This is a genomic window from Streptomyces sp. NPDC047014, assembly GCF_040644195.1.
Taxonomy (GTDB): Bacteria; Actinomycetota; Actinomycetes; order Streptomycetales; family Streptomycetaceae; genus Streptomyces.
In genome coordinates this window covers 1-24,420 of record NZ_JBEYVX010000054.1, presented here as the reverse complement: position 1 = coordinate 24,420, position 24,420 = coordinate 1, and the positions used below count along the sequence as shown (strand labels likewise).

At 69.4% G+C, this 24,420-nt stretch carries 24 protein-coding genes and 3 pseudogenes; 14 read left to right on the top strand and 13 right to left on the bottom strand.

All coding sequences use genetic code 11. The features are described from left to right. Window positions 1-2 precede the first annotated feature (2 nt). From ABZ873_RS24230 to ABZ873_RS24215, 4 genes are all read left to right on the top strand, one after another. Window positions 3-764 (top strand): hypothetical protein, encoded by a 762-nt coding sequence (locus ABZ873_RS24230; protein WP_360875643.1) that lies wholly within the window; start codon window positions 3-5, stop codon window positions 762-764. Then, a complete protein-coding gene (locus ABZ873_RS24225) occupies window positions 761-1,234 on the top strand; it encodes a hypothetical protein (RefSeq protein ID WP_360875641.1) in 474 nt (157 codons plus the stop codon). The genes ABZ873_RS24230 and ABZ873_RS24225 overlap by 4 nt, the downstream gene beginning before the upstream one ends. A 65-nt stretch (window positions 1,235-1,299) precedes the next feature. Then, the gene (locus ABZ873_RS24220) at window positions 1,300-1,587 is read left to right on the top strand and encodes a hypothetical protein (protein ID WP_360875639.1); all 288 of its coding nucleotides are present in this window, start codon (window positions 1,300-1,302) and stop codon (window positions 1,585-1,587) included. Window positions 1,588-1,654: 67 nt separating this feature from the next. Beyond that, window positions 1,655-1,810, top strand: coding sequence for a hypothetical protein (locus ABZ873_RS24215; RefSeq protein ID WP_360875638.1), 156 nt, complete (start codon window positions 1,655-1,657; stop codon window positions 1,808-1,810). 28 nt (window positions 1,811-1,838) lie between these two features. Here the strand turns inward: ABZ873_RS24215 and ABZ873_RS24210 are convergent, their stop codons facing one another. The 5 genes from ABZ873_RS24210 to ABZ873_RS24190 form a co-directional block, all read right to left on the bottom strand. Continuing rightward, window positions 1,839-2,135 (bottom strand): hypothetical protein, encoded by a 297-nt coding sequence (locus tag ABZ873_RS24210; RefSeq protein ID WP_360875636.1) that lies wholly within the window; start codon window positions 2,133-2,135, stop codon window positions 1,839-1,841. A 608-nt stretch (window positions 2,136-2,743) separates the two neighbouring features. Then, window positions 2,744-3,739 (bottom strand): hypothetical protein, encoded by a 996-nt coding sequence (locus ABZ873_RS24205; protein ID WP_360875634.1) that lies wholly within the window; start codon window positions 3,737-3,739, stop codon window positions 2,744-2,746. Between the two features lie 281 nt (window positions 3,740-4,020). Further along, window positions 4,021-4,497: a hypothetical protein gene (locus ABZ873_RS24200; RefSeq protein WP_360875632.1), complete on the bottom strand. Its 477-nt coding sequence runs from the start codon at window positions 4,495-4,497 to the stop codon at window positions 4,021-4,023. Beyond that, window positions 4,497-4,877, bottom strand: a complete 381-nt coding sequence (locus tag ABZ873_RS24195; RefSeq protein WP_360875630.1) for a Ku protein — start codon at window positions 4,875-4,877, stop codon at window positions 4,497-4,499. The genes ABZ873_RS24200 and ABZ873_RS24195 overlap by 1 nt, the downstream gene beginning before the upstream one ends. Window positions 4,878-5,031: 154 nt before the next feature. After that, window positions 5,032-6,951: an SMI1/KNR4 family protein gene (locus ABZ873_RS24190; RefSeq protein WP_360875628.1), complete on the bottom strand. Its 1,920-nt coding sequence runs from the start codon at window positions 6,949-6,951 to the stop codon at window positions 5,032-5,034. 217 nt (window positions 6,952-7,168) lie between these two features. On the opposite strand from ABZ873_RS24190, the pseudogene ABZ873_RS24185 reads away from it, so the two are divergent. The 3 genes and pseudogenes from ABZ873_RS24185 to raiA form a co-directional block, all read left to right on the top strand. Continuing rightward, window positions 7,169-7,348: pseudogene (locus ABZ873_RS24185) on the top strand (S24 family peptidase); the annotation flags it as partial. Between the two features lie 152 nt (window positions 7,349-7,500). Then, window positions 7,501-8,333 (top strand): annotated as a pseudogene (locus tag ABZ873_RS24180) (IS5 family transposase). A 195-nt stretch (window positions 8,334-8,528) separates the two neighbouring features. Beyond that, on the top strand, window positions 8,529-8,816 hold the full coding sequence (gene raiA / locus ABZ873_RS24175; RefSeq protein ID WP_360875626.1) for a ribosome-associated translation inhibitor RaiA: 288 nt from the start codon (window positions 8,529-8,531) through the stop codon (window positions 8,814-8,816). A 29-nt stretch (window positions 8,817-8,845) separates the two neighbouring features. Here raiA and ABZ873_RS24170 read toward each other — a convergent pair whose 3' ends face one another. From ABZ873_RS24170 to ABZ873_RS24155, 4 genes are all read right to left on the bottom strand, one after another. Then, the gene (locus tag ABZ873_RS24170; protein WP_360875624.1) at window positions 8,846-9,364 is read right to left on the bottom strand and encodes a DUF6262 family protein; all 519 of its coding nucleotides are present in this window, start codon (window positions 9,362-9,364) and stop codon (window positions 8,846-8,848) included. After that, window positions 9,361-9,765, bottom strand: coding sequence for a transposase (locus ABZ873_RS24165; RefSeq protein ID WP_360875622.1), 405 nt, complete (start codon window positions 9,763-9,765; stop codon window positions 9,361-9,363). Before ABZ873_RS24165 ends, ABZ873_RS24170 begins: the two co-directional genes overlap by 4 nt. Window positions 9,766-9,992: 227 nt before the next feature. Continuing rightward, window positions 9,993-10,502: a GNAT family N-acetyltransferase gene (locus ABZ873_RS24160; protein ID WP_360875682.1), complete on the bottom strand. Its 510-nt coding sequence runs from the start codon at window positions 10,500-10,502 to the stop codon at window positions 9,993-9,995. A gap of 25 nt (window positions 10,503-10,527) precedes the next feature. Next, window positions 10,528-12,519 carry a site-specific integrase gene (locus ABZ873_RS24155; RefSeq protein WP_360875620.1) on the bottom strand — a complete coding sequence of 664 codons (1,992 nt, stop codon included), beginning with the start codon at window positions 12,517-12,519 and terminating at the stop codon, window positions 10,528-10,530. Between ABZ873_RS24155 and ABZ873_RS24150 the strand changes: the two are divergent. From ABZ873_RS24150 to ABZ873_RS24135, 4 genes and pseudogenes are all read left to right on the top strand, one after another. Then, window positions 12,520-13,495, top strand: a pseudogene (locus ABZ873_RS24150) (transposase); the annotation flags it as partial. A gap of 52 nt (window positions 13,496-13,547) precedes the next feature. Further along, window positions 13,548-14,042: a hypothetical protein gene (locus ABZ873_RS24145; protein ID WP_360875618.1), complete on the top strand. Its 495-nt coding sequence runs from the start codon at window positions 13,548-13,550 to the stop codon at window positions 14,040-14,042. Window positions 14,043-14,336: 294 nt separating this feature from the next. Continuing rightward, complete coding sequence (locus ABZ873_RS24140; protein ID WP_360875616.1) at window positions 14,337-14,621, top strand: hypothetical protein; 285 nt, start codon at window positions 14,337-14,339, stop codon at window positions 14,619-14,621. Between the two features lie 109 nt (window positions 14,622-14,730). Then, on the top strand, window positions 14,731-15,033 hold the full coding sequence (locus tag ABZ873_RS24135) for a hypothetical protein (RefSeq protein ID WP_360875614.1): 303 nt from the start codon (window positions 14,731-14,733) through the stop codon (window positions 15,031-15,033). A 16-nt stretch (window positions 15,034-15,049) separates the two neighbouring features. Here the strand turns inward: ABZ873_RS24135 and ABZ873_RS24130 are convergent, their stop codons facing one another. Both ABZ873_RS24130 and ABZ873_RS24125 read right to left on the bottom strand, forming a co-directional pair. Then, window positions 15,050-15,562: a DUF6233 domain-containing protein gene (locus ABZ873_RS24130; protein WP_360875680.1), complete on the bottom strand. Its 513-nt coding sequence runs from the start codon at window positions 15,560-15,562 to the stop codon at window positions 15,050-15,052. A 73-nt stretch (window positions 15,563-15,635) separates the two neighbouring features. Continuing rightward, window positions 15,636-15,893, bottom strand: a complete 258-nt coding sequence (locus ABZ873_RS24125) for a hypothetical protein (RefSeq protein ID WP_360875612.1) — start codon at window positions 15,891-15,893, stop codon at window positions 15,636-15,638. Window positions 15,894-16,102: 209 nt separating this feature from the next. Here ABZ873_RS24125 and ABZ873_RS24120 point away from each other — a divergent pair, with 209 nt between their 5' ends. Next, window positions 16,103-17,995 carry a pRL2-11 gene (locus tag ABZ873_RS24120; protein ID WP_360875610.1) on the top strand — a complete coding sequence of 631 codons (1,893 nt, stop codon included), beginning with the start codon at window positions 16,103-16,105 and terminating at the stop codon, window positions 17,993-17,995. Between the two features lie 91 nt (window positions 17,996-18,086). Here ABZ873_RS24120 and ABZ873_RS24115 read toward each other — a convergent pair whose 3' ends face one another. After that, window positions 18,087-18,707, bottom strand: coding sequence for a GIY-YIG nuclease family protein (locus tag ABZ873_RS24115; RefSeq protein WP_360875608.1), 621 nt, complete (start codon window positions 18,705-18,707; stop codon window positions 18,087-18,089). A gap of 234 nt (window positions 18,708-18,941) precedes the next feature. Between ABZ873_RS24115 and ABZ873_RS24110 the strand changes: the two genes are divergently transcribed. Both ABZ873_RS24110 and ABZ873_RS24105 read left to right on the top strand, forming a co-directional pair. After that, window positions 18,942-19,763, top strand: a complete 822-nt coding sequence (locus ABZ873_RS24110) for a PIN domain-containing protein (protein WP_360875607.1) — start codon at window positions 18,942-18,944, stop codon at window positions 19,761-19,763. Between the two features lie 173 nt (window positions 19,764-19,936). After that, window positions 19,937-21,403 (top strand): serine/threonine-protein kinase, encoded by a 1,467-nt coding sequence (locus ABZ873_RS24105; RefSeq protein ID WP_360875605.1) that lies wholly within the window; start codon window positions 19,937-19,939, stop codon window positions 21,401-21,403. Between the two features lie 60 nt (window positions 21,404-21,463). Here the strand turns inward: ABZ873_RS24105 and ABZ873_RS24100 are convergent, their stop codons facing one another. Continuing rightward, entirely contained in the window at window positions 21,464-23,848 is a 2,385-nt protein-coding gene (locus ABZ873_RS24100; protein WP_360875603.1) for a Helicase associated domain protein, read from the bottom strand. Between the last annotated feature and the right edge of the window lie 572 nt (window positions 23,849-24,420).

Below are 24,420 nucleotides of genomic sequence, written 5' to 3'. Positions count from 1 at the left end.
CCATGCCCATCCCCACCAGGTCCGCCGGCCGCTACCCCAACGCCGTCCGCGACGTACTCGACCGCGAAGCCCTCCGCTCCATCCGTGAGGGCGGCACTGACACAGAACAGCTCGCCCGGATGCAGGGAACAGTCCACACGAACATCAAGGTGCTCTCCCCGGAGTACCGCCCGGTGGTCGACCGCATGGTGAAATCCCTGTGCACCACCTCGTTCCACAAAGTCCGAAAGGAACTGCTCCTCGCAGCCCTGGCCGGCCCGGCCGGCCCGATCCCGACCGGCGTCCCGACCGAGGCCCCCGGCTGCGGAACCGGCACGGCGGCCCCTGGCTGCGGAGCTGGCACGCCCGACCCTGACGGCGTCGCGGTGCCCGGCCCGCGGGCCGTCGGAGCCGACGACGAACAAGTCGTGGCGAAGGTCCTGATCGGCGAAGGCGGTGAGATCACCGAAAAGACCGCTCGCCAGCTCGTCATCGAGGACACCGACCGCATCTTCGAGGTTCTCCCCCCGCTCGCCGAGCGCTGCTACATGGAAGCCGACCGGCTCGACCATGTGGCGAAGGAAGCCTCCGAGGAGGCCAAAGCACAACGCAACCGCGGCGCCCGCATCCTCGCCCTGTTCAAGCGGTACGACCGGCTGCTCGTCGCCATCGACACCCGCCCCGGCATCTTCACCCTCGCCGACTACCTCGCCGACGTCGGCCCGGAGAACCTCGGCCTGGACGAGGACGACGCCGAACTCATCCGGTACGCGAGCGCCCTGTGACCGAGTCCGGGTGGCACAAGGAGATCAAGGGCTGGGGAGTGGAAACCGAGATCCGGATCGGGAACCGGCGGGCCGACTGCTACCTCCGCTGCGGCAAGCGGGCCGAAGCGCAGTCCAGGGGCCTCCCATCCGCAGAGGTCATGGCCCGGGAGGCGCACACAGACCTGTGGATCCTGAACTGCAGGGCAGCCCACCGAACCAACCGCCTCCCGGTGTGGGAAGACCCCGATCTCGGCGGCCTCTTCCGCTGGGACCACTCCTGGCAGGGTTTCGCTGTCGCCAAGCGTCCGGTCTACCTCAACCTGGAACTGAACATCCACACAGGCGAAGGCCGTTTCCTGAAGGTGACGGCCTGGACCTTCGACGGCTATCGCACAGTGGGTACTGGCCAGGTCCACACCGCCGCGGCCATGCGGTCCTGGATGCGCTACGACATCCCCCTCGCCGCCGAAAGGCCAACGGTGCGGTGACCCAGCCCCCGCGCCTTCCCGACGCGCAAAACAAGCACCGACCCGGCCAGAAGGAGGCTGGCCCCGTGCACCGCACGGTGGCGGTCGAACTGGACGGCATCCTCAGGCATGTCCCTGCCGACTATCACCGCACCGGCCCCCTTGCCGGGCGCATGCTGACAGCTCGGGTCTTCCACGCCGAGTCCCCGTTCGGCGATTGCCCGGTACCCGTGGCCATGCCGCTTCACCGGCCGACCGAGCGGACCGATCCACGGCTGATCGTCGTGGACGATCAGACCACGCGGTGGGTCATGGGCTTCAACGTTCAGCACGGACAGCGCGCCTACCGCATCACGGACTTCTATCCGCTGTGAACTCAAGCCCGGGGCCTCCGCCGAACACGACAGGGGCCCGGGCGCGAAGCTGTGCAGCCTCAACAACGTGAACGCCGCGCACGGCGGCCGCAAGGTGACGCAGTCGAGGGCTGGCTCAGGCGGGGTCCGCTACGAGTTCATGGACGCGACCGTCAACCTGAACGGCCGGCTCGGCTCGGTCGAGCTGGTCCCCTCACCGGCGACGTCGCGCGCCTCCCACTGAGACGTCGAGGACGTCCTGGAGCGGGGCGTCAGCCCTTCGTAGTCGGCCCGTCGTTGTAGGCGCAGACGGTTTCGGATACAGGTGTGTACCCCGGATCCCAGTCCGGGGTACACACCTGCGTGGGGCCCGGATCGAGGTATCCGCCTTGTCCGGGGGCCCGGTGAACATCCGCGTAGACGAGAACCTCTACGTCCGGCTCGCCGGGGGTCCGACGGAGCCGGCAGGGGCCGCTGGACAGGAACAGGTCCGAGATGCGGCGGGAGGCTTCGAGGGCGGCCTTCTCGTGGCCCTGGATCTCGATCGTGATCACGTTCTCGTCGCTCATGACCGAGCAACCCCCTCGTCGTGTGTCCCATTCCGCGTACGGGGCAGGTCCACCCCATCGAGTGCCACCGAGAACGTGCCAGGACGGCCGCCCCCGCCGCCGGACACTGCATTCTTCGACATCGGGGCGGGTTGTTGCGGCAGGCTGTGCCGAGGACCCGAACCCTGGAGTGTGCCGTGACCTCTGAGCTGGACCTCATCTGTGATGGCTGCCGTAGGCCCATTGCCGACGACGACGGATACCTGTGGGTGGACACGGCAGAGGTCCGCCGCACCGAAGAGGCTGTCCGCGCGTGGGAGGAAGAGCGCACGGACCGCGCTGATGGATCGCGCATCGTGGTGCGCACCGGATGGACCCGGGCGCACCACCGCACCACCGCACCGCACCGGTGCGCTCGGACCCGGTGCGATGGTGCGGTTACCGGTGCGTTCCGGGTGCTGGCTACGTAGGCGGCTTACAGGAACGGTTGTTGCTGGGTTCGGGGAACGGCCGCGGTCGTCTGGTGCGGAGAATGTCGGCGAGAAACAGGAACACTGTGTTCAGTGCGTGTCAGGCGACGGTAGCTGGCAGCGTCGCGAGCCGGCCGACACCGTCGCCCCTGAGACGGATCAGGAGAGCACCCACTGGGGTGGGTGTGCCGGGTCGGCCGGGCAGGTGAAGACGTGGAGGTCTCGGTCACGGCCGAAGTGGAGCCGGGTGGGCTGGGCGACAGATTGGCCGCCTCGGATCGAGGCCATCCCCTCTTGGGACGGATCCCGGTCTTCCAGGGGCATCCAGCTGTGCGAGTTGGGGTCCATCTCGTCGCCCCCAGCTGTCAGCAAGAGCCGCATCGGGGCCTTACAGGACGCGCACGCGATGTCCAGCGGCCCCGTCGACGCCCAGCTGGGAAAGCCTCCGACCCGCCATCCGGGCGGGATCGAGAGGGCGCCCTGGTAGTTCGGGGCGTCCCTGCCGCCTTCCGCGGTCTGGGCATCGTCCCAGGCGTCGATGCGGGCGATCAGAGCCGCAGGCAGCGTGTCGTCCTCCGCCCACGGATAGGTGTCCACCTCCTCGGGGTGCACGACACAAGGTTCGGGGAGTTCGTGCTCCCACAGGAGCGGTGGCACTTCAGGTGCGGCAGAAAGGAAGCAGCCCGTGCTCTCCGTCTGCGCGGCCAGCCTCCACCGCAGGAGGTATCTGCGCTCCAGTTGCGGGCTGTGGGTGCGCGGACAGCGGAAGAGCTGCACCAGGTCGGCGCCGCCGGGACCGGCGGCCAGCCCGGGGACGTCCCGGCAGAAGAATTGGGCGAGCCCCACGAAGGGCATCGGCCCGTCCTCATCCGGGCTGCCGGCGCCGGGCCACGGGCGGCTTCGAGGCCACACGCCCGCGGACCGGGCGGCGCGGATCTCTTCTGGTGCGTACCCCTCGGTCTCGGGCTCGTGCGGCTCGCGGCAGACCGGCCACGGCTCGTCGCTCGGCCACAGCAGCGGCCCGCCGACATGGCTGTCGTGCCGCCCGGGCTGTCCCGGCCGCGGATGCAGGCGGGTCGTCCGCCCCCGATATGCCGCCAGCTCCGGGAACACAGCCTCCACGGCAACCGGCCTCGCCGGCGTTGTCCTGGTCATACGCGGAACGTACGCGGCCGGAACCACGTCACGCGAACGGGTTACCGCGCACCATCCCGCGAGGACACCATGTCCGCTCAAACCAGCGTGCTTCGGGCCGAGCGCAACCACGGTCCTGACACAAGCACATAGGCGTTCCCGAATCTCGGCAACATCACTTCCCGGAGGAGGGGCGCGTTCCTGCCACTGAGCAACAGACGTTCTCGAAACCAACCAACAGAGCCAGCCCAGGATGCCGGCCGCGGCCGCCTTCTCGTACAGCTCTGCCTTTGTCAGCGCCATCAGCTCCCGGCCCCTGGCCGCCGGTGTGGAGCGCGCCCGCTTCTTCGCGGCCGGCGCCTTCTTCCCACCCGCCGCCCGGGAGCCGGGCGAGGCGGCCTTGTCGCCGGTGTCCTTGGGGCTTCTGGCCCGCTCGACGCTGGCGCGCAAGATGCCTCCATGAGGTCGACGGCACCGGTCGGCTCCGCCGCCGGTTCGGCCTTCTCCACCGTCTCGCCGGATGCCTTCGCCTTCACCAAGACCTCGACCTTCTCGCGGAAGGAGTCGTGGAGGGCCCCCGGCTCCCACTCCATGGCCAGAGCGTCGATCAACCGCATGGCCATCTTCACCGCCGCCGCCGTGGCCTCGACCTTCCCCGGCAGGTCGGGCACCTCGGCGTGCGGATCGCGCAGCTCATCGGCCCAGTGCAGCGTGTGGAGCGTCAGCAAGCCCTCCGCCTCCTCCGCCTTCAGGGCGACCAGGTACTCCCGCCCGCGCATCACGAAGGTGGCGATGCCGGCCTTGTTCGACTCAGCCAGGGGCGCTCCAGGAGGGCGTAGACCTTCCCGTACTGGGCTCCCCGGGGCCCGAGGAAGTACGTCTTGTCAAAGAAGACGGGGTCCACGGTGTCCAGGTCGACGAAGCCGGCGACCTCGATCGACGGGGACCGGCCGGGGGCGATCTCGTCGAGTTCCTGCGGCTCGACGATCACGTACTCGGCTCCGGTGTCGTAGCCCTTCACGATGTCCGCGAGGTCCACCTCGTCGCCGGTGCGCTCGTTCACGCGACGGTTGCGGATCCGGTCCGCGGTCCCGCGCTGGAGCTGGTGGAAGCGGATCGAGTGGCTGTCGGTGGCCGTGTAGAGGCGCCTCCTCGCCACCCGCTACGTCCCGTCGGCCCACCCAGACAGGAAGCCGGGCCCCATCTCCTCGTAGTACAGCGGCAGCGCTCATTGCCAATTTCTGATCCCCCGGGCCGACGCCTCTCGTGAGCCGAAGCACGATGGCTGTCGCATAGGCAGGGTTCCGCTGGGGTCAGCTGATGCTGATCGTCACGTACGTCTCTCCGGGGCCGGGTGGGCGGCTCCAGGAGAGTGACTCGAAGGTGTGCAGCCGGCCCTCGGTGAGGGCGAGTCGGGGCACGGTGACTCCGTGAAGCAGGGTGATGGCATCCAGGGCGCGGGCTGCCGCCGCGGCCTGGCCGTCTGCGTCGGGGGCATCGAACCCGAGCGCGGGTGAGGTCAGTTCGGCAGGTACGTCGCCGACGGTGGCTTTGAGTGTCCCGGCGCTCACGGTGAACGCGTAGCGCAGTGTGCCACCCTCGGCGGCCGACACGTGGAAGAGCGGGGTGTCCTGGCGCCACTCGTGCCAGATCACGATCGCCCGGCCGCCGCCGGCCGAGGCGTTCGGCGCGGGAGAGACGAAGCGTTCGGTGTCGAACCGGGCGGAAGGGTCCTGTTCGAAGGCGAAACACCAGCCCGGCCCGGCCCGGCCGACGCTGACCAGTGGCTTGTCGTCGTAGCTGGAGAAGACGCGCTGGTCGGGTCGGTGGTGCCGGGTGATATCCCATTGCCGCAGGGGCGGGGAGAGCACAGTGCCGGGCTCTGAGCCGAGCAGCGCGGGCAGTTCGTCCGGGGCTACGCCTTCGACGAGGATCATCCGGTAGTCGCTGGCCGATGTCTGCCAGGGGCGCAGCGCGCCGGGCCGGGCGAGCCAGGACAGTCCGTCGGGGTTCCGGTCGCCGGCGGGGGCCGGGGCCGGGCCGCTCTCGCCGCCGCGCGGGGTCCGAAGGATTTCGAGGCGTCGTTCGACGGTCAGGACCGGGGCGAGCAGGGGGTCGGCGAGCAGGCCCATCGGTGCGATGTGGCCCGGGCCGAGCGGCTCCCACGAGGGGATCGCGGCACGAAGGATCTGCCAGGCGGCGTCGGTGTCGCCCCAGCGGGCCTGCTCGCGGGCATCGTGAACGGCCTCGCCGAACGCTCCGCCGGGCTGGTAGCGGTACGTCCCCTCGCGTACGGCGTGCTGTATGTCGGCCGCGGCCCGCGCGGTGTCGGGGAAGATCTTGGGGTCGGAGTAGTGCCAGTCTTCCGCGGGCTGGCCGCTGTTGAGCAGATCGGCGGCTTTCAGGGGGAGCTGTTCGCTGAGGAAGCGGGGGTTGTCGGGGTGCGGCGGCTGGGTCCCGTACCCGCGCGACCCCTCCAGCTGCGTTATCTGGTCCAGGAGTTCGTGTGCGTACGGCCGGCCGTACTTCTGGGCTTCCGCCAGCAGGGCTGCCGCCTCTTCGTGGCGACCGCGCAGTGCGGCGGTCCGGGCCCAGGCCACGGCGGCGTCCTGGGCGCGGGTCGTGCTGTTGATGAATGCGGGGCCGTCCTCCCCGTCCCGGCCGGGCGCGTGGGTGTGGAACTCCTGGTGCATGGCGATCATGAACGCGGCGAACGACGGATACCGCTCGGGGTCCCCGTTGGCCCGCCAGGACGCCCACACCCTCACCGCCCACTCGCCGTCCGGCCCCACGTCCTGCGGGTCGAGCAGCACGAAGGTCATGTCCGACTCGACGTCCAGCTGCAGCGCCCGGGACCACAGGCCCACCTGCGCCCGCACTTCCTCGGGGTTGTCCTCCTCGGCCCAGTACTCGTCGAAATCCTCACCGAGGCCCATCGCATCGTCGTGCCAGTGCGCCTCACGCGTGCCGGCCAGCTTCCAGACGAAGGCGCCGGCGTGTGACCAGCCGTCGCTGACCCGCAGGAACTCCCGGTAGGAGGGCGGCATCGCGCGGCCGAGCCGGTCCTCCATCTCGGTGATGTCCGCCTCGGTGGCGGGATCGGTGCCGAGCCATCTGCCCCGCCGTGCTGCGACGTCGTCGGGGCTCAGCTCCTCAACGTGCCCGTGCGAGTCCGCCCACTCCTCGCTCCACTGGGTCAGGAAGTTCAGCCAGTCGCCATGTTGGATCTCCATGCCGGTGATCCTCGCAGGGGGCACCGACAACGGGGGGGCAGGCCGAAACGTCTGGCCCAGACGATGGCTCACCGAATCAGCGCGGCAGCGACCGGGATGACCGCAGCCCCCTCGGTCTCACTTTGCAAACCCGCAGCAGAGTTGCCTCCGTGCGTCCACCTCTCCTACAGGTTCCGGGCGAGAGTGCTGCGAGATTCAGAGAACCCGTCGGTTTCCGGTCGTCGGAGACAGCATGATCGACGCCGCCATCTGCGACGGCGACATCGTCACCGTCCGGCGCCAGGACTCCGCCTTCCACGGTGACATCGTGGCCGCGATGCTGGAGGGCGAAGCCACGGTCAAACGCCTGCGCCGCGAGAACGGCCGGGTCTGGCTCATGCCGCACAACGCGGCCCACGCCGCTTCTCTGGGGTTCTGAGGCTTTGGCGAGGACGACCAGCTCTGTCGGTGCAGCTCAGCGGCGCTGGATGAAAGCCTAGCCACTGCAACACCTGTGGCGGACACCCTAGGGCGTGTCCGCAATGTGGATCGGTCGTTACTCCGTTCGTGGTGCGACGTCATGAACTGACTGATCAGGCATGGGAAGTCATCGGGCCGTTGCTGGCTCCGCCCCGGATGGGCCGGCCGGTTCGGGACCGGAGGCAGGTACTGAACGGGATCCTGTGGAAGCTGTCCACGGGTGCGGCCTGGCGGGACCTGCCGGAACGCTACGGTCCGTGGAAGACGGTCTACGAACGGTTCCGCCGCTGGTCGGCGGACGGCACCTGGGACCGGCTCCTGGCCCACGTCCAGCAGCACTCGGATGCGACCGGCGAGGTCGACTGGACGATCGTCTGCGTCGACTCGACCGTCGTGCGGGCCCACCAGCACGCGGCCGGAGCCCGAAAAGGGGGCCCTGGACGGGCGAGGCGCTCGGCCGCTCCCGGGGCGGGCTGAGCACGAAGATCCACCTCGCCTGCGACGGCCGCGGACGCCCCCTCGCGTTCACGGTCACCGGCGGGAACGTCAACGACTGCACGCAGTTCGAGCCGGTCATGACCCGCATCCGTATCAAGCGGTGCGGGCCGGGCCGGCCCCGCACCCGACCGCTGCGGGTGACCGGCGACAAGGGCTACTCATCCCGCAAGATCCGCGCCTGCCTCCGCAGGCGCGGCATCGCCTGCACCATCCCCGAACGCACCGACCAGATCAGCGGACGCCTGCGCCGAGGCGAGAGCCTGTGCCGTCTCGACCGCACCGCCTACCGGCGCCGCAACGTCGTCGAACGCTGCTTCAACCGCCTCAAACAGAACAAAGCCCTCGCCACCCGCTACGACAAACGAGCCCGCCACTACCAAGCTCTCGTCACCCTCGCCTGCCTGCGGCTATGGCTCCCCACCTGACATTGCGGACACCCCCTAGAGAGTGAACTCTTCAGGATCTTGGACTTTCGGTGTGCCCGCTCAGGGCTGGCGGACTGGGCACTTGATCAAGACAGTGATCCGCTCGAAAGGGTCAAGTCTGTGTTCCTGGGCACTTCCCAAACGGTGCAGCCCTAGCCTGACCAGGAAAGTTCTGGTCGACGGTTGGAGATGATCATGCAGGTCAACATTTCCGGGCAGGACGTCGAGGTGACTGAGCCTCTGCGGGAGTACGTCCTTGAGAAGCTCGCGCGGGTCGAGGGGCACCACGACAAGATCACCAGCGCGACGGTGATCCTGAAGGTCGAGAAGCTGCAGCAGAAGGCCAAGGCGACCCTCCAGGTCCCTGGCGGCGAAGTCGTCGCAAATGCCGAGCACGAGGACATGTATGCGGCCATCGACGCGCTCGCGGACAAGCTCGACCGCCAGCTGAAGAAGCACAAGGAGAAGCAGGCGGCTCTCTGATGCGCTCTGCCGGCTAGCGGTCGCGCCGTCTAGGGCCGGTGGTTCAGGGATCGGGTGAGCTCCCGGTTCGCGGCCCGGGCTGCTTCCAGCTCCTCTGTCCGTTCTTCGAGGTCCCCGCGTGTGTCGGCCAGGTCCTGCTCAAGCAGGCTGATGCGGCGTTGGAGCTGGTCGATATCGACGGGGGCCCCGAGGCCGGACTCGGCCCAGACGCTCTCGCCGAGCTGGGAGGAGAGCCTCTTCTCCAGCTGGCGGATTCGTGCGACGAGGCGTTTGTTGGCCTCCAGCGCGTTCGCGAGGTCGGCCTGCAGCGAGGCCCGGCTGACCGCGGCCATCCGTCCGTTCTCGACGGGTGTGCTGGCGGCGGTGTGGACCCGTTCGAGCAGGTCCGGATGACGGTAGAGGAATGTGCGGTCTACTCGGGCCGCGCGAGCGAGCCCGGAGACGGTGATGTCCCCGCCGGCCTTCACCGCGGTGTCGATCGCCTTCAGGACACGTTCGCGGCGCCGGGCGGAGTCGGCCCGCTTCCCGTCGATCATGGGGTTCGTCATCCGGTGGGCCTCTCGGAACGGAGATTCGCGGGCGGCCCGATCCGGGGCAGGCCCAGGGAGACGACACGGCGGGTGCGACGGACGACTGCGACGGCCTCCGTGATCTGGATCCTGTCCTCTTCAGTGAGGTCGTCGAGGTCGTCGCGAACGCGTTTGACCAGGCGGCGGACCCGGGTGATTTCCTCGTCGGAGGGCATGGCCTCGGCCTTCGCCCAGGAGTCCGCGGCGAACGCGGCGAGCCGTTCCCGGCCGCGCAGGAGGTCGGCGAGGTATGCCTCCAGGTCGGGGAGGTAGGAGACATCGGTGCGGAAGTGCTCGCATCCGACGCAGCGGAACCGGACGGGGCAGTCGTGCCCGCCGGCCGCGACGTTGGTCGGTTCGGTGCAGAGACCGTAGGGCACCTGGACTTCGCCGAGGCCCCTGCGAGCGTGTTCGGAGTCGAGGAGGAGCTTTGCCTGGCGCCAGATTCTGTTGCCAGTCCGGTCGAACTGCATCGTGGTGACCCGTTCGACGGCCTCACGCTTCCGCTTGTCGCTGACCCTTAATGGTGCAGTCGGGTATTGGAACTGTCTGAATGCCTCCCGCCCTCGGGGTTCCGCGTGGGTTCCCGGCGTGCTGCGGACCTGTATCAGGTCAGGTCGGTGCGAGGGTCGATAGCCCAGTGGTTGGTTTGCAGAACTCGACCGGCGAAGGGCACGTCTTGCTTGCCCAGGAATCGGAAGCCGAGGGTGCGGCAGATGCCGTTGGACGGGGCGTTGGCTGTTGCGGGGAATGCGTGTATCAGCCCCCACCGGCCGTCGTCGCGGGCCAGCTCAAGCAGCGTGCGGACGCCCTGCTTTGCGAGTCCCCGTCCCTGGTACTCCGGCAGCACCATCCAGCCGATCTCGGAGATGCGCTCGCCGTCTGCGTCGTGGGGCCACAAGGTCACGGTTCCCGCGACCACATCCAGCTCGGCCTCATCGGGCACGATCATCTTTGTCCAGTCGGTGCCCGCTGCTACCCGTTGAACATCACGCTGGACCTTCGCCTCCATGCCCTCGCGAGGCAGCGGCCCGCCCAGCTCGGCCATCATAACCGGGTCGCATCGCATCCGGACGTAGGCGTCGACGTCGCCGTACTCAACATCACGTAGCAGCATCTGTGTTGCTCCCTTGCCTTTGGATTCAGACGTCATGATGGCGGCGGCTAACCTCGGCCGCGTAGGCGCCCCAGTCCCCGGCGGCGGCTCGCTGCCATTTGACGGCGACGGTGATGTCGATGCCGATAGTGCGGGCGAGGACGGCGGCGGGCAGCTCGGTGGCGAGCTGGAAGAGCGCGGTCGAGCGGGCTTCCGCGAGCCGGATGCCGAGTTTGCGGAGTCGTTCGCCCATGGCCCAGGCACTGATCGGACGGCCGGGCTGACCGCCGGGAAAGAGCCAGGGTGACTCTGTCCGGCCGAGGACAGCATGGCTGCGGCGGGCCGCGACCTGTTGCAGGGCCAGGTCAGCGACGGGTGCGGGAAGCTCGACCGGGACGGCGCCGAGGCGGATGCGGACGGATCCGTCCGTCTCCTCGACGTGGTCGATGGTGAGGCGGGAGATCGCCGCGGGCCACTGGGCATAGAGGAGCAACAGCATTCCGGCTAGGCGGCCTTCGGGCCTGAGGGTGTCGTCGTGCAGCAGGCGGCGGGCGGTGTCCCAGCGGGCTTCGTCGTCCATGGCCTGGGAGGGGCCGTTCCATCGCTCGGCCGGGAAGCTGAGATCGCGGGCGATCTTCTGGGCCAGGGCCCAGCGCACGAAGTGGCCTGCCTCCCGGCGGTGGCGGACGTCGTCGCTGGTCATCCAGCGTTCAAGGTCGGCCTGGCGGCAGGTGGCCAGGGTGAGGTTGTGCTCTTCGAGCCAGTCCAGGAGGTGGACTGCCGCCCGCAGATGTTGCCGTGCGCCCGCGAGCTGGTAGTGCGTGATCTTCTTGCCGCGGCTGCGTCGGCGGAGCCGGCGCAGGAGATGCCACGTCGCGTACCGCTGCAGGATTTTCCGTCCCTCGGTCGTCGCATGGGAGGAGACGAGGTCCTTCACGTGCCGTTCGAGACGGACCATCTGCTCATCTCGCTGTGGCAGGACTCCGGTGGCGACGAGGACACTGCGGATGTGCTCGACGACCTTGCCTTCAGGAAGCTCGTCCAGGGCCTCGTGGGCGAGAGGTCGGCGACCGGAACCAAGATCGGACAGGACGGTGGAGACGATGCCCTTGGAGAGCCAGCGCCTCGCGGTGCCGGCCCGCTCGGTGTCAGCCAGGACGTCGTGAAGGGACTGCAGCTTCAGGTTTATGGAACCTGTGTCATCGGCGAGGAGTTCGTGGAGCCGCTGCTTGAGGCTGCAACGGGGGCACGGTCCCGGCGCATGCAGCCGTTCGGCTTGTCCGCAGGTGGGACAGGGGCGCCAGAGCTCGGCATCCGGCGTGGTGCAGGGGCCGCAGACGGGGGCGTCCGCGGTGCCGGAGTGAATGCCGCGCATTCGTCCGCAGACGGTGCAGTGACCTTGGCGCCTGTCACAGCCGCCGCAGCGAGGCAGGCCGGTGAGCTTCGAGAGCATGCAGGGTGCGGTGCGACCGCAGATCGAGCAGAGCAGGATGGGCAGGGGACGGCAGTTCGGGCAGATCGGCCCGTCCGCGGTGCGGTTGCTGACCATGCGTGACTCGCCGCAGACGATGCATGTCTCCAGGTTCGCCTGGTCCTTGACCAGGCAGCTCGGACACAGCGGTCGCCCGCCGGCGTCGCGGGTGGCCGGCTCGCGCCGGGCGCCGCAGCGTACGCATTCTTCGAAGCGGGACTTGGCGATGCAGTTGCGGCAGACGCGCTGCCCGTCCAGTGGCTTGTCGATGCGGACGACCCGGTGGCAGCGAGGGCAGGCGGGCCGGACGATCCCGGCGACCCCGGCCTCGTGCAGCAGGTCGATGAACCGCAGGATGGCGCGATGCGGCGCCAGGAATCCCTCCCCGGTCAGCAGACGAGGATTCTCCTCCAGAGCCCAGACCAGTCTCTGCCGGTAGGTGGGACGGTTGGGTGCCGTGCGGCGAAGGGCTTTAGCGATCACATCGCGGTCGGCGCCAGGGGCGATCGCGGTGATCAGTTCGTGGACGACCGCGGCAGGATCACGGTCGTCGTTGTCGGGACACATCTTGCAGCGGGGCAGGCCCTTGCGGTCAGGATCTACGCGGTCAACCCCATGGCTGCCTCCCGCTACCGGGACCGGCACGGAGTCAGCCGCAAGAAGTCGGACCCGGGCGACGCCCTGGTCCTCGCGAACATCATCCGCACCGACGCGCCGGTGCACCGCCTACTGCCCGCCGACACCGACCTGGCCCAGGCCGTCGCAGTCCTGGCCCGCGCACAGCAGGACGCGGTCTGGAACCGGCAGCAGGTCGCCAACCAGCTGCGGTCCCTGCTCCGGGAATACTTCCCGGCGATGATCGAGGCGTTCAGGGACTGCTCTGGCCGCGAAGCTGCAGATGTGGAAGCTGACCGCCATGCTCCGGCGAGCCGGCCGTCGCCGGGGCATTGAGGCGGACGCCGAGCGGATCCAGCAGCTCTTCCGTGAGGAAGCCCCTCGGCAGCTGCCTCTCGTCGAGGACGCCATGGGCAGGCAGGCACGGGCCCTGCTGCTGCAGCTGGACGCGGCCTGCGAGGCGGTCGATGACCTGGCGCGGGCCACCGAGGAGGCCTTTCGCGCGTATCCGGACGCGGCGATCATGCTGAGCTTTCCCGGGGTCGGCCCCCAAGTTGGTGCCCGCATCTTGGGTGAGATCGGTGACGACCGGCCCCGGTTCGCCACGGCTGGAGGGCTGAAGGCGTACGCCGGCTCAGCTCCGATCACGCGGGCTTCCGGCAAGCGCCGCTATGTCGGCCGCCGGTTCGTGAAGAACAACCGGCTCGACCATGTCGGTCACCTGTGGGCCTTCGCCTCCCTGAGTGGTTCCTCCGGCGCGGACGCCCACTACCGGCGTCGCCGGGCAGGAGGGGACTGGCACATGCAGGCGCTGCGGCACCTGTTCAACCGGATGCTCGGCCAGCTCCACCACTGCCTTCTGACACGGACCCCGTTCGATGAAGCGATCGCGTTCCCCTCAGAGCCCCAGGCAGCGGCGACGGCGTGAACAGGACGGCCCTGTCTCTCCACTGCCGCCCGGCGGGCGGCAGGATGTGCGGATGGCGAAGAGCGAGATAGAACTGTTGACCCTCCTGCGCGAGCTTGACGACCCGGAGCGGCTGGAACAGCCGCTGCACTATGACCGCATGGCCACCGGCCTCAAGTTCGGCGGGCTGGTGCGCCGGCTCGAAGCAGACTTTGGGGTCCTGTGCGAGTCGGAGCGGGACACCCAGGACTCAAGTGAGTACGGGCGCGTCCGCGTGCCCGCGGATGCGACGGTCTGCGGGACGCGGATCGTGGTCTGCGTGAGCAAGTTCGGATCTCTTGCCGAGGTCTGCGCCGACAATCCGGGGGCTTTCCTCAGCACGGGCGAAGCCCACGAGGAGGGGGCGCTGGACCTCGCCGACCTCGCCACCGTGGAGCGGGCGCTGGCTGATCTCGGCTACGTGAGCATCCCCGGAGAACTGCTGGAGAGCGACTACGACGGCCCGAGCGCGCTGGAGCACTTCGCAGCACGACCCACCTGGTGGACACGGTTCTTCGGCCTCTGGTGATCCACCTGCCCGGCGGCCACCGTCAGCCGCCTCCCCGCGTGCTGGCGGGGCCCAGGGACGGACCCTCGGAGAGATCCGAAGTGGGGCCCAACATTCCACGGCTTGACGGTTTAGCTGCATGAGGTGTCTTACCCCACGCAGTAGCCGTGGGGGAGAGGTCCTCTTCACTGCCCGGGGCCGGCGGCCAGGACGCGACGCTAGCGACGGCGGTGCCCTACGTTCCCGCCCGCCCGGTGCTGCGACCGCGTCTCCACCCGGGAGACAGCCGCGGCCGGGCGGGAAGGACCCGTCACCATGACCTTCATCGAGCCTGGCCTGTACGTCCGCGACGGCTTCGCCGAAGGACCGCTCGCCGACGCCGCGCTGTCCCGCGCGGCCCGCGCCGCGCAGCTCCTCGACGAGCTCCAGGAGCAGGCGCCCACGCTGACCGACGGCCAACTGCGCGACGGCGTGAACCGGGCGCTGCGCCGCTTCGCCCAGGAGCAGCCACCCGCCCGCCAGGTCGACAGCTACACCGCGCTGATCCGCCGCGGCGCGCGCATCGACTGGGTTGTCCCCGCCCGTCTGCCCTGCGCCTGACGCCCGCCGGGTGGGAGAGACCCTCCGTCCCTTCCCGCCCGGCGGGAGGGGACGGAGTATCTGGCGCCGGCGGCCTTCCGCTGTCGGTGGTGGCTGGGAGGCTGGTCGGATGAACGACGGTGACGAGCAGTTGCTGCGCGGCCGGGTGTACGGCCGCGACCACGACGACCCCCACCCGGGCCTGCTGCCGCACCAGACGTACGCCGTGCTGGTCGGCGGACCGCTCGACGGGCTGCTGCTCTACATCACGGGCTGGCGGCCGGAAGAGGTAGACGACGGTGTCGCCTTGATGACCGAGCTGGGGCGGTGGCCCGGCGGCCGGGCGCTGTACGACCCGCTCCCCGACGCGCCGCGCCCGGCCGCCGGGCCGGGGGTGGTGTGCCGCTTCCACTATTCCGGCGACACCCCCTGACCGAAGCGGCTCAGGGTCAGGCATCGCCGATGTGGTCGAAGCCGCGGAGCATCGGCGTCAGCTCCTGCGCGCACCCGCACAGCGTGCACAGCCGCGTCCCCGGGTTCTCCGCGGCGTCCAGGGCGCGCTGCAGGTTGAGCAGCGGCGAGCCTTTGGGCGCCTCGTCGCAGTCCGGCGCGTGCAGCACACCCCGGGCCGGGCCCCGTCCTTCGTGGACCTTCGCCAGGACCCAGCCCGAAGGCCGGAGCTCGCCGAGGACCTCGCGGACCGTCGACTTCGGCGGTAGAGGTTCGGTGGGGACTTGGTCGTAGTCGACGCCGTCGACCGGCCATACGTTCTCGGGCGCCCGGACCCACACCCGGTACTCCGCAGCCTCCACGCCGCCGTCCTCGAGGTTGCGGTACGACGGCAGACCCACGAGGTACAGCCAGCCCGTCTCGGTCTGCCGCCGCCGCCACAGCCGGGCCACGGCCTCCTGCTCCGGCTGCCCAAGTAGCGGGTCGGCGGGCAGCACGACCCGCACCGGCACCGGCCTGGCCGCGTCATCGGAGGGTGTGGTCACGCCCCCACGGTAGGCACCGCCGCCGCTCGGCTGACGGACGTCACCGCTCGGGCAGCTTGCGGCGAAGCTTGTCTATCGCCGTCTTCATGTCTCGGACCTCGTCGCCCAGCACCCGCATGCGCCAGTCCGCTCGCTCCATCCGGGCCGCGACCGCCAGCGAGGCGAACGTCTGCGCCAGCTGCGCCGCGCCCGCCTCGCCCGCCATCGCCTTCTTCACGTACCGAGCAGCCATCCCCTCGTAGTGCTTCGCGCGCTCCAACGCACTTTTGCACTCGGTCGCGTCGTCGTGCTCGGTCATGCAGCCCTCCCTGGTTGATCTCTCCTCACCGTTGTACCGACCGCGCCAGACAGTCGTGGCGTCTGCGGATTTTTGGTCCGAGAGGCCGTCCACAGCTCCGTGCTCCCGGCCCAAAATCGCCGTCCCTTATCCACAGGGCCCAGCTCCTAGAAAGGGGGTGTCCGCCTCCGGGTGTGAAGTGCCTGGACGCACACCGAAGGGGCACCGCCATGGCACAAACCAAGTTCGACAAGCAGGTGGAGGAGACCGCCGAAGTCCTCGCGTTCGGCATCGGCCGGTTCCTGGCCGGCCGACCGATGGACGGCGTGAAGCGGACCGACGCGACGTTCTGGCGATCGGGCACCCGCGTCCTGCCCAAGGTCGAAGGCCACGTCTCGCGTTCCTCCTACCGCGCCGGGTGGAAGCGCCTGACCTTCCGCATCAGCACGCTGGCCGCCCTCGGCACGGGCGGCTACCAGGCCGGATGGGTCCACCGGGACGCCACCGTCGCCACCGCCCAGGAGATATGGGCCAACCCGGATTCCGCGCTCGCCGCGCTGGAGCAGCCCGGCATCGCCGCCGTGTCGACGGCGGCCGTGGGGACCGCCGCCTACCTCGCGCTGACCCGCAAGCGCCGAGAGCTGATGCGGGAGTGGGTGCTCCCGCTGCACGAAGCCCTCGCGCTGCCGCTGCGCCTGCCGGAGCAGACCGAACCGCGCCGCTACCTCCACATCCCGCGCAACTTCAGCGAGGACGACGCGGTGATCCGCGTGGACGTGCCGGGCCGGCTGGACTTTTCCAAGGACCTGGTCGCCGAGATCATCGCCACCAAGCTCGCGCTGGAGGGCGTCACCTTCTCCTGGCACCTGGCGGGCCGCGAGACGTACGTGACGGTGAAGAAGACCCGCAAGCTCCCGGCCAAGGCCGCCTTCAAGGACCCCAAGACCCGCGAGATCGTGGCCGCCGCCAAGGAGTCCGCGCCCGTCATCGGCATCGGCTCCGCCGGGCGGATCGTCACCGTCGACCTGGACGCGGAGTCCCCGCACATCCTGGTCAACGCCTCCACGGGCGGCGGCAAGTCGGTGACCCTGCGGTGCATCGCCTGCCAGATGCTCCACCACGGCTCGCTCGTGTTCGTCCTCGACACCAAGCGGATCTCCCACCCGTGGGCGTCCGGCCTGCCCGGCGTCACCTACTGCCGCGACATCGCCGACATCCACGACCAGCTCATCGCCCTCGGCCTGGAAGGCCGGCGCCGCACCCGCGTCGCCGACGACCTCGGCGTCGACGCCGACCCCAAGGACATTGGACCCCGCCTGTTGATCCTCCTCGAAGAGGTCAACGCGACGATGAAGCAGCTGGCCCGCTACTGGGAGAAGACCCGCGAGTCCGGCGACCCGAAGATCTCCCCGGCCGTCGACGCCCTCAACGAAATCCTCTACATGGGCCGCCAGCTGCGCATGCACGTCCTCCTGGTCGCCCAGTCCGCCACCGCCCGCGCCCTCGGCGGCCCCGAGGTCCGCGAGCAGTTCTCCACCCGCATCCTGGCCCGCTACAGCCTCAACGCCTGGCGCATGCTCGCCCCCGAAGTCCACCCCGCGCCGAAGTCCACCAAGCACCCCGGCCGCGCCCAGGTCGTCAGCGGCGGCAGCGCGCGAGAGACCCTTGTCCTGTTCTTCACCGAGGCCGAGGCCCGCGAGTGGGCCACCACGGGCCGTTCACCCGCGGTCCCGCGCGCGGGCCTGCCCGGACAGACGGCTTCGGTGCAGCTGGACAAGGAGCCGGCCGTCCCGCTGCCCTCCGCCCTCGACTCCGGGCCGGCGCCGGGCACTGAGCCTCCCGCCACAGAGGCGTCCCCGGCCGCGGAGCCGGACGCGACCCCGGCGACGTCGAAGGTCACCCCGGCCGACGCCGACGACCAGGCGGTGGGGCTGCGTCAGGCCGCCGAACACCACCTGCCCGGCATCACCCTGGCCGCCCTGCGCTTCGCCCGCGCCACCGACCCCGCCTTCCCGCCGGTCGCCGACAAGCGCGGCGCCGAACTCCTCTACCGCGTCGGCGACCTGAAGCGGTGGGCCCGCAACCGGCCCCGCGCCGCCACCGGCACCACCGACCTCGACTGACAGTGAGAGCTGACCCCGCGCCGGACACACCGCGGGCCTCGGGAGATCAGCCGCGACAACCCGGGCCCGCGCCGTACGTAGTGGCACGAGCTCAGGCTCGGCGTTTCTCCCGGCGGATTGCGAGTCCCAGCTCCGCCAGGGCGTCCATGACGACCGTGGCAGGGTCCCCAAGAGGTGTCAGGTCGAACCACTCCCCTCGCACCCGGTACTCCGCGAACCGCTCGTGCAGCGCAGCTTCGTAGTCACCCTCCACGTCCAGGAGTGGCATAAGCCGGGCGGGCTGGCCGGTCTGGAGCTGTGCCAACCGGGCCTTGAGCGTGACGGTGGTCCGACCGACCTTCGTCAACGGGGAGCCCTCCAACGCAACGAGGTAGGTCCGCACGCTCCCCACCGGCGCCCGGGGTACCGGCACCCCAGGAGAGGAAGGGGCGGAAGTCGCCGACTCCTTCTCGTCCTCCAGCTCGTTGGACTTCAGCCACCGCACGAGCGGGGTGCTCCCGCCCTGGATGGTGAGGGTCTTGCCTATGGGCGTGCCGTCGGCCCGGAACGTGGTCCGAACGATCTGCGTGACAAGCACGCGGCCCTCGTAACCGAGCGCCTCGAGCTCGTCCGCCGTGGCGTACCGCGAGCTGACCTCGGTCTGCTCCCGGACGGCTTCACTCGGGTAGGGCTGCACGTGGCTACGGCGCGGACGCCCAGTCGGGTTCTCCATGGCCCCGAACCTACGGGCGCCCGATGCAGCACGCAGGCGCCGCCCGGAATTCCTTCCGGGCGGCGCCTGGCTCGTGTAACGGGGAGAAAGTCCAAAGACCAGGGACTACACGCACTCCAGTGCGATGTTGCTGGCCCCGGGCGGAAAAGCCCCAGGGTCACTCAGCGCCCTGAGAGGCCCACGGCATGCGCAAAATCCGTGTTCGGCACCGCCGCGCGTTGACATCATGAACGGATGCTTGTCACACCCGTACCCGGCGCGCACCGGGAGAACGTGCTGAAGGCCCTGCGATCCGTACACATGGCCGCCGAGAACATCAACGGGGGAGCCCCGGAGTCCGCGTACGGCAGGCTGCTCTCCTACCTGGTGTGGGCGAACGACTCGATGCGGCTGCTCACCTCTCAGATCAGCGGCCGTGACATTGATCGCCTGGTTCGCACGCGGACCCACCAGACGCTCCTGGACGGGGTCGGTCATTTGGCCGGCAGCAGTCAGCAGAAGCTGGTCAACGGGCTCGTCAGCCTGGAGATCGAGCAGCGTGTCGCCGCCCTCGGAGACGCCATCGAAGCCCTGCAGGACCAGATGGCCAGGTGGCCGAGCGAGATCTCGCTCCTCGTGCCGGACACCAGCTTCTACATCCAGCACCCCACGAAGCTCCTGGACGTCGACTTCGCCGCACTCGCTGGCACCACCGGACCCGTCCGCGTGCTGTTCCCCATGGTCGTCGTCGACGAACTGGACCGGCTGAAGGAGACCAAAGACCGGCACGCGCGATGGCGCGCCGGCTACACCCTCGCCACCCTCGACAAGCTCCTCGACGACGGCGCAGGCGCGCCGCACGAGGTCGAGGTCCTTCTCGACCCGCCCGCGCACACTCGCATGCCGCTCGCCGACGACGAAATCATCGACCGAGCCCTCGCTGCCCGTGCCATCGCAGCCGGCCCTGTCCGGCTCGTCACCTATGACACCGGCCAGGCCATGCGGGCCAAGACGGCAGACATGCCGGTCTTGAAGCTGCGCACCGACGCGGGGACAGGAGAGGAACCGATCAAGTAGGGGGCCGCCCCTCGGACGGCTGGCGTGCCTGCGGCGCGAGGTGGGTGGGGCCCCACAGGGATCGAGGTGCCCCACAGTGCCGTTGTCCGCTCAAGTGACCGCGGACCGGGTGTCGGAGCGCTCCGGCATGATTGATTCAGACAGAGCGGTCGAAGATGGCGAGGCGCGTGCTCATGAGACTGGAACTGGTCCGTGAATGGGTCGTCGGCGAGCCCATCGGCGAGCGAGGCGGCTTCGGAGACGTCTACGCGGCGCAGGACCTCAACGGCTTGCCCGCCGCAGTGAAACTGGTCCCGAAACGGCCCGGCGCAGAACGGGAGCTGCTGTTCACCGAACTCGACGGCGTACGCAACATCGTGCCCATCCTCGACAACGGTGAGCACGAAGACCACTGGGTACTCGTCATGCCCCGGGCGGAGAAGTCCCTGCGGGCGCATCTGCAGCAGCACGGAACCCTCGCCCTGGCCGAGGTCGTGCGCGTCCTGACGGACATCGCCGAGACCCTGACCGACCTCGACGGCCAGGTCGTCCACCGCGATCTCAAGCCCGAGAATGTCCTGCTCCTCAACGGTCGCTGGTGCCTGGCCGACTTCGGGATTGCCCGCTACGCCGAAGCAACCACCGCCCAGCAGACCTACAAGTTCGCCGGCACCCTCGCCTACATGGCACCGGAGCGCTGGAAGAACCAACGGGCCACGAGCGCGAGCGACATCTACGCCTTGGGCGTCCTCGGCTACGAGCTCCTGGAGGGCACCACACCCTTCACCGGGCCGCACGAGCACGATTTCCAGGACCAGCACCTCCACGGCACTCCACCGCCGCTCACCACAGCGCCCGCTCTGCTGGCTGCGCTGATCACCGAATGCCTCTTCCGTGCTCCCCAGGGCCGCCCCGCAGCCGGCAATGTACTTGAGCAACTGAGCCGCATCCCCACCGCATCCCTGGCAGGCGGGCTGGCCGCACTGGCAGAGGTGAACCGGGCCGAAGCCGCACGCCGCTCCGAAGCCGACCGCCAGGCGTCAGCAGAAGCCACCGAAGCCGAGCGGCGCCGGGACCTCCTGGACGCCGCCCGCACATCACTCAGTCTTATCTCCGACCAGCTCCTGACTACGATCACGGACATCGTCTCGACGGCTGAGGTGCGCAGGGCCCCGGCAGGCTGGACCATCCGCGTGGCCGAAGCCGATCTGACCTTCAGCAGTGCCAAGGAGACCAACCCCAGTGCCTGGAACGCTGGGACGATGGCGCCGTTCGACGTGATCGCCCACGCGACCATCCGACTCACGATCCCGCAAAACCGGCTGGGCTACGGGGGGCGGAGTCACTCTCTCTGGTACGCGGACGCCCAGGCGGCCGAGCGGTACCAGTGGTTCGAGACGGCCTTCATGCACACGCCGCTGCGTAACGTGACGACGAAGATGGACCCGTTCTTCCTCAGCCCCAACCATGAGGCCCGCAGTGCGGTCGGCCGGAGCATCGCCATGCACCGGGTGGCCTGGCCCTTCACGCCGCTCTCGATCGGAGATCTGGACGAGTTCATCGATCGGTGGACCAGTTGGCTCGCCAAGGCGGCCAGCGGGGAGCTGGGACACCCCAGCCGCATGCCTGAGCGGGAACCGGAAGGATCGTGGAGGAAGTGACGAGCTGAGTACACGGGAGCCCGCCCACTCGCTGGGGGCGGGCTCCTCGGGTTCTCGTTGCTAGGCCGCCCACGCCAGCCCGAGGCCGGCGAGCGCGGTGAGCTTGTCGGCGGTCAGCTTGTCCCGGCGGCTCTTGCTGTTGCTCAGGAACACCCCGAGCTTGACCTCCGACCCGTCCTCCAGCCGCTCCACGTGGGCCCTGGGGACCTTCACGGAGCCCTCGCGGGCCTTGTACTGCGCCAGGGCCGCCACGCCCTTCTCGAAGGCGCTCACGGCCTTCCCCAGGGCCTTGGCAGGCTCCGCCTGCTCCGGGGGCAGCGGGACGACACCGACCGCCTCCAGGAGCTCGCGCTGCCCTTCCATCAGCCCGGTCCAGACCGTGTGCTGACGCTGCCTCACCAGCCACTTGCCCACGTCCATGCCGTGGACGGTGAAGCCGGGCAGGATGTCGGAGTGGTCCTCCTCGTCCGTCAGGAGCTCCCGCAGCGCGGCGTAGTGCCGCTGCCACTCCGCCGGCCACGCCGGATCCCAGTGCTCATCCACGGCCTCCAGCGCGGCCTTCCACTCCGGCCGCCCCTCCAGCGCACCTGGGCGGCGTAGGTTGGACAGCCACTGCCCCACCGGCCGGTCCAGCGCCGTCGCGGACCGGGGTGCGCACAGCGTCCAGTGGTCCGCGTGGTACGCCTTGGCGGCCTCCAGGTTCTCCTGGAACCGCTCATCGGCGACGCTCCAGACCATGCCCAGCTTCTCCAGCCGCGCGGCGCGCTTGCCGGTCATCTGCCCGGCCCCGTACGCCCGTCGCTGCTCCGCGACCCACGCCCCGAGGGGGAACGGCCCCTCCTTGAACCCGTACGGAACCCGGGCGTGAAGCTCGCGCTCCGCGTACGTCTTGAGCGCCGACCAGCCGTGCGCCCAGTCCTGGCGCTCGGTGTCGATCACGTTGAAGGACACCCAGTCCGCGACCATCACCGGATCGCGCGGAGCCGCAAAACGCAGCAGCAGCCGGGATTCTTCCTCACCGTCCTCGGGCGGCGGACCGATGTATTCGGACGGCTGGACCATGTCCTTCTGCGGTTCCTGCGGGATGGCCAGCAATTCCACGGCCTCTTCGTCGTGAGCCCGCAGACCCTCCAATACCTTCACCAAGGGCTTGTACGATCCCGAGGTGAACATATCTTCCGGCTCCTCATCTGCCTTGAGGAATACCGGCACGATCAGAGAGGCGAGTTTCCCCTGTCCCGGCTTCTGCCGCAGCGCCCGGCCGATGGCCTGCACGATGTCGTGCGGGGCGCCCTTGGGGTCCAGGAGCGCCACGGAGTCCACCGCCCTGATGTCGACGCCCTCGCCCAGGACGCGGCAGTTCGAGAGCACCGCGCGCCGCGCGGTGGAGCCGAACTCGTCCAGGACGCCCCGCCGGCGCTCGGGGACGTGCTCCCCGCACAGCCAGTCCGCCCAGATCTCCGCCGGGTACTTCTCGGGCTGGTCCGCGTGCAGCCGCTTCGCGACCCGCTCCAGGCCCTTCGCGTACGCCGACGCCTCTATGGTCCGGTGGTGGAAGGTGATGCACGTCTGGAGCTGGTGCTGCTCCATGGTGTGCAGCAGCGCGGCCTGGAGGGCGCCGATGCGCTCACCGCGGACCTTCTCGGTGTGCCGGTCCTCGCCCATCAGCCGCTCGGGCGTGACGACCGGGTCCTTCAGCTCCAGGACGATGATCTGGTACTGCGCCAGCAGCTTCCTCGACACCGCCGACGCCAGCGAGAGCTTGTACAGGACCGGCCCGAAGACCCGCTCGTCGTCCATGGAGGCCGCCATCTCGCGCGGCAGCGGGTCGCGGACCCCGTCGGCGACGTCGCGGTTCAGCCGCTCCTCCCAGATCCGCGGAGTGGCCGTCAGGTACAGCCGGCGGTGCGAGGGGATGACCCGCTGGTTGTGGACGTCGGCCCACGCCTTCCCCATCGAGCCGCTGGTCCGGTGCGCCTCATCGACCACCGTCAGGTCCATCGGGGCCAGCTGCTGCCCGTACGCGCCCTCGAATGCCTCCGCCAGGACCCCCAGCGAGGCGTACGTCCCGAAGATGGTGACCGGCCCGGAGCTGTGCCACAGCGCCAGCTGCACCGGGTTGGTGGTGGAGCGCACCTTGAGGTCCCATAGCTCCGGGTCGTCGGTGAGGCTGCACACCGCAACCGCCGGCCCCGTGTGCCCGGCCCCGCGCCACGCCTGCACCGTCTGAGTCAGGAGATCCAGCGTCGGCACCAGAACGAGAATGCGCCCCTTGGGCACAAGCCTTTTCGCGGAGGCCGCAGCGATGATGGTTTTCCCCGTCCCGCACGCGGCGTGCACCTGCCCGCGCAGGCCATTAGCGGGAATGCCGCCCGGCGGGATATCGAGACCGCGCACAATGGCGGCAACCGCCTCGATCTGATGGTCACGCAGTTTCACGGCCATTCCCGTGTTCTCCTTTTCGCGGAACTCGGCACGCAATCAGAAAAGAAAATCCGGTCGCAGCACGAGGGGCCGGGGGTGCTGGTGTCTGTACCCAGAGCCTACACAGCTAGACCTCGTGATGCATCAGTTGTGCGACATGTTCACACTGCAAGCTTATACTTGACCGAATCTTGCCCCGCACGCACGGTCCATAGGGTATGCTGGCGGGGTATTGGTGAACGTGAACTGCCAGTGTCGAGGGTGGGGGAGTGGTCAGGGTGGAGCGCAGCGGAGCCCGTCACTGCGGTGAGGCCGGCACCCGATCGGGCCGACGGCCCGCCACCCTCGCTACCAGGGTGGCGGGCAGGAACCCCAAGCCCTACACAGGATCGCGAGTGATGCACCTCCCCTCGTAGCCAGCCCCGGCGATCGCGCTTGCGCGGTCGCCTCCAATTCGCGCTTGCGCGAATTGCATTCCGTTCGGAATTCCGCTCGCGGAATTCCATTCCCCCGCTTGCGGGGGAATCCGAATTGCGCTTGCGCAATTCGCGCTCTATGCTCCGGCTTGCCGGAGCATATCCCGCGGAGCGGGA